At 71.4% G+C, this 3,462-nt stretch carries 2 protein-coding genes; both read left to right on the top strand.

Translation table 11 applies throughout. The features are described 5' to 3' along the window. The first annotated feature begins 36 nt into the window (after positions 1–36). On the top strand, positions 37–663 hold the full coding sequence (locus tag ABWP92_RS16955; RefSeq protein WP_353236579.1) for a hypothetical protein: 627 nt from the start codon (positions 37–39) through the stop codon (positions 661–663). Continuing rightward, on the top strand, positions 663–3,462 hold a 2,800-nt coding region (locus ABWP92_RS16950), incomplete at its 3' end, for an Hsp70 family protein (RefSeq protein ID WP_353236578.1). The genes ABWP92_RS16955 and ABWP92_RS16950, both read left to right, overlap by 1 nt.

Here is a 3,462-nt window from a genome sequence, read left to right as displayed (position 1 = left end):
GCCGGAACCGATCCTGAAATCGGCGGCTGACCCACCATGCCCAGCATGCAGGAAGCCCTGCTCGAAAGCATCGTCTATCTGGACAAGGACTTCGTGGCGGACCGCTACGAAGCCCGCTCCGGCTCCTGCGCGCCCGCCACCCTCGCACGCGCGCCCAACGGCCAGACCAGTGCGGCCACGCAGCCCTTCTCGGCCGATACCGGCACGCGCGAGACGCGCAGCTACCCGCTCTCCACACAGCGGATGCTGTCGCAGCTCTGGCCCGATCTGGCCGGCCTGCCCGCGGTGAACGTGAGCGAATACGCCGAGCGCAGCGCCTCGGAATTCGGCTGGGTGCGGGGCACGCTGTCCACCTTTCAGGTGCGCGGCAAGACGCAGCGCGAAGGCCAGGAGGTGGCGGCCGCGCAATCGAGCCATTTCCAACTGCGCGGACTCGAGCATGGCCGCTACGTCAACCTGATCACCACGCCCGGCTATTTCGCGTCGGGCTTCAATGCCTTGCTGCCGCTGCAGATGACGCTGCTGGCCAGGTTCGCCCTGCCGGTGTGCGCCTACCTGCGCCTGCTGCCCGCGCGCGACCACGCCGAGAACTGGATCGCCGTGCCGCTGGTGATCGTCGAGTCGCGCCCCGCGCTGGTGCGCGACATACCAGCGCTGTTCTGATGAACGCCATGGCCGCAGCCCGCTTTGTCGTCGGCATCGACCTGGGAACGAGCAACACCGTCGCCGCCTTTGCAGCGCTCGACGACGCATCCGCCGCGATCGGGCTCGTGCCGATCGCTCAACGCAGCGCCGCGGACGAAATCACCGAGCAGCCCCTGCTGCCCTCGGTGCGCTATCACGGCGCGGCCGACGAGCTTGGCGAAGCCACATGGCAAAAGCCCTGGCCCGCGCTTGATGCCGGCGCCGCGCAACCCGCGCTCATCGGCCGGTGGGCCCGCGACCTGGGCGCGGCCGTGCCGTCGCGGCTGGTCGCCAGTGCCAAGAGCTGGCTGTCGCACGGCGGCGTGGACCGCCATGCCGCCATCCTGCCCTGGGGCGCGCCCGATGAGGTTCACAAGATATCGCCGGTGCGCGCCTCGGCCAGCTATCTGGCGCACGTGAAGGCGGCCTGGGATGCCGCCCATCCGGACGCGCCGCTCGAGCGGCAGATCGTCGTGCTCACCGTGCCCGCCTCGTTCGACGAAGGCGCGCGCGCGCTCACGCTGCAGGCGGCGCAATGCGCGGGCTTGCCGCAGGTTCATCTGCTGGAAGAGCCCAAGGCCGCGTTCCACGACTGGCTGGCGCTGCAAGGCCCGCAGCTTGCCGCGCGGCTCAATGGCTGCCGCCTGGTGCTGGTCGCCGATGTCGGCGGCGGCACGACCGACCTCGCGCTGATCCGCGTGCAGCCGCCGCACGCGCCGCAGTCCATGCCCACGCTCACGCGCATTGCCGTGGGCGAGCATCTGATGCTGGGCGGCGACAACATGGATCTGGCGCTGGCGCACCGGCTCGAGCCGCAGCTGCTGGCCCCGGGCGAGCAGCGGCTTGCGGCGGCGCGCTTCGCGCAGTTGGTGCAGCGCTGCCGCATCGCCAAGATCGAACTGCTGGCCGAGGATGCGCCCGAGGCCGTATCGGTCACCCTGCTGGGCGGCGGCTCGCGGCTGATGGCGCAGACCCGCTCGGCGCGGCTCTCGCGCGACGAGGCGCGCGCGTGGATCATCGAAGGCTTTCTGCCCCTGGCCGCGATCACCGACGCGCCGCAAAAACGCCAGGGCGCGCTGCGGGGCCTGGGCCTGCCCTATCCCGCCGATGCGGCGATCTCGCGGCATCTGGCGCGATTTCTTTCACGGCACGCCCAAGGGGAAATCCCCGATACGGTGCTGCTCAACGGCGGCGTCTTCCACGCCCACGCGCTGGTCGAACGGCTCACGCGGCAATTGGCCCAATGGCGCGGCGAGCCGCTGCGGGTCCTGCACAATCCGCATCCCGACTGGGCCGTGGCGCGCGGCGCCGCCGCCTACGGCCTGACGCTGGATGAAGCCGCCCGCCACCGGCATGCGCGGGCCGCGCTGCCGCGCATCGGAGGCGGCGCGCCCCGCAGCTACTGGCTGGTGCTGCATGGCAAGCCGGGCGCCACACCGCAAGGACTTTGCCTGCTGCCGCGCGGCACGCAGGAAGGCACGCGCATCACCCTGGCCGGGCGGCGCCTTGCCCTCAGGATGGGCCAGGCGGTGCGCTTCGAGCTGGCCGCCAGCAGCCGCAGCGACCAGGCATTCCAGGCCGGGCAGATCACCGGACTCGACGGTGACGGTTGGGTGCGGCTGCCGCCGCTGGCCACCGTCATGCAGCCGCTGAATGCGCAGGACACGCGCACATCGCTCGAAGTGCAGTTGCAGTCGTGCATGACGGAGGTCGGCACGCTGGAGGTGCGCTGCGTCGGCGTTGAAGACCCCGCCCAGCAGTGGCTGCTGCCCTTCGATCTGCGCGCGCAGGATGCCGCCGCCTGGAGCGACGGGCCGCGCGGCGACGAATCCCCCGGGCTGTCCACCGCCGTCGCGCTCATCGAGCGCGTCTTCGGCAACCTCGCGCAGGACGTGAGCGCCAGGGAAGTGCGCCAGTTGCGCCAGTCGCTCGAAAAAATCCTGGGGCCGCGCGAGAGCTGGGATGTGCTCGCGCTGCGCGGCCTGTTCGATGCGCTGCTTGCCCGCGCCAGGCGCCGCCGCCGCTCGGCCGAGCATGAGCGCGCATGGCTCAATCTCGCGGGCTGGTGCCTGCGCCCCGGCGTGGGCGCGGAGCTCGACGGCTGGCGGATCGACCAGATCTGGCAGCTTTACGGGCAGGGCATCGCACACGCCCGGGAAGCGGCCAACTGGACCGAATGGTGGGTGTTCTGGCGGCGCGTGGCGGCGGGCCTCGATGAAGCGCGCCAGATGCAGGTGCTGGAGGACGTGGCCGGCCAGATGCAGAAGGCCGTGCAGCAGGCCACGCAGCGCGGCGGCGGCAAATCCACGCATGGCAGCTACGAGGACATGCTGCGCCTGTTTGCCGCCATGGAGGCGGTGCCGTGGCAATACCGCCAGGAAATGGGCCGGTGGATGCTCGGGCGCCTCAGGCGCGCCGACGAAACGCCCCAGACCTGGTGGGCCATCGGCCGGCTCGCGGCGCGGCTGCCGCTGGCCGCGAATGCGCATCTGACCATGCCGCCCGCGCAGGCCGCCGAGTTCCTCGAGGCCACGCTCGCGCAGGACTGGCGCAGGAACGAGACCGCCATGTTCGCCGCGGTGCAGATCGCCCGCATGTGCGGCGACCGGGCGCTGGACTTCCCCGACGCGCAGCGCGAGCAGGTGCTCGCCAGGCTGAAGGCGGCTGGCGCCCCGGCCCGTTGGATCGAACTGGTGGCAAGCGTTCAGCAAATGGACGCCGACGACCGCAAGCGCAGCTTCGGAGACAGCCTGCCGCCGGGGCTGACGCTGATCGGCT

This window comes from Diaphorobacter ruginosibacter (assembly GCF_040396215.1).
GTDB lineage: Bacteria > Pseudomonadota > Gammaproteobacteria > Burkholderiales > Burkholderiaceae_C > Diaphorobacter_A > Diaphorobacter_A ruginosibacter_A.
The sequence above is the reverse complement of the archived record's forward strand: the minus strand, read 5'-3'. Positions and strand labels throughout refer to the sequence as shown.

Coding starts and splice junctions, on each gene's coding strand:
- ABWP92_RS16955 (WP_353236579.1), top strand. CDS start 37: ATGCCCAGCATGCAGGAAGCCCTGCTCGAAAGCATCGTCTATCTGGAC.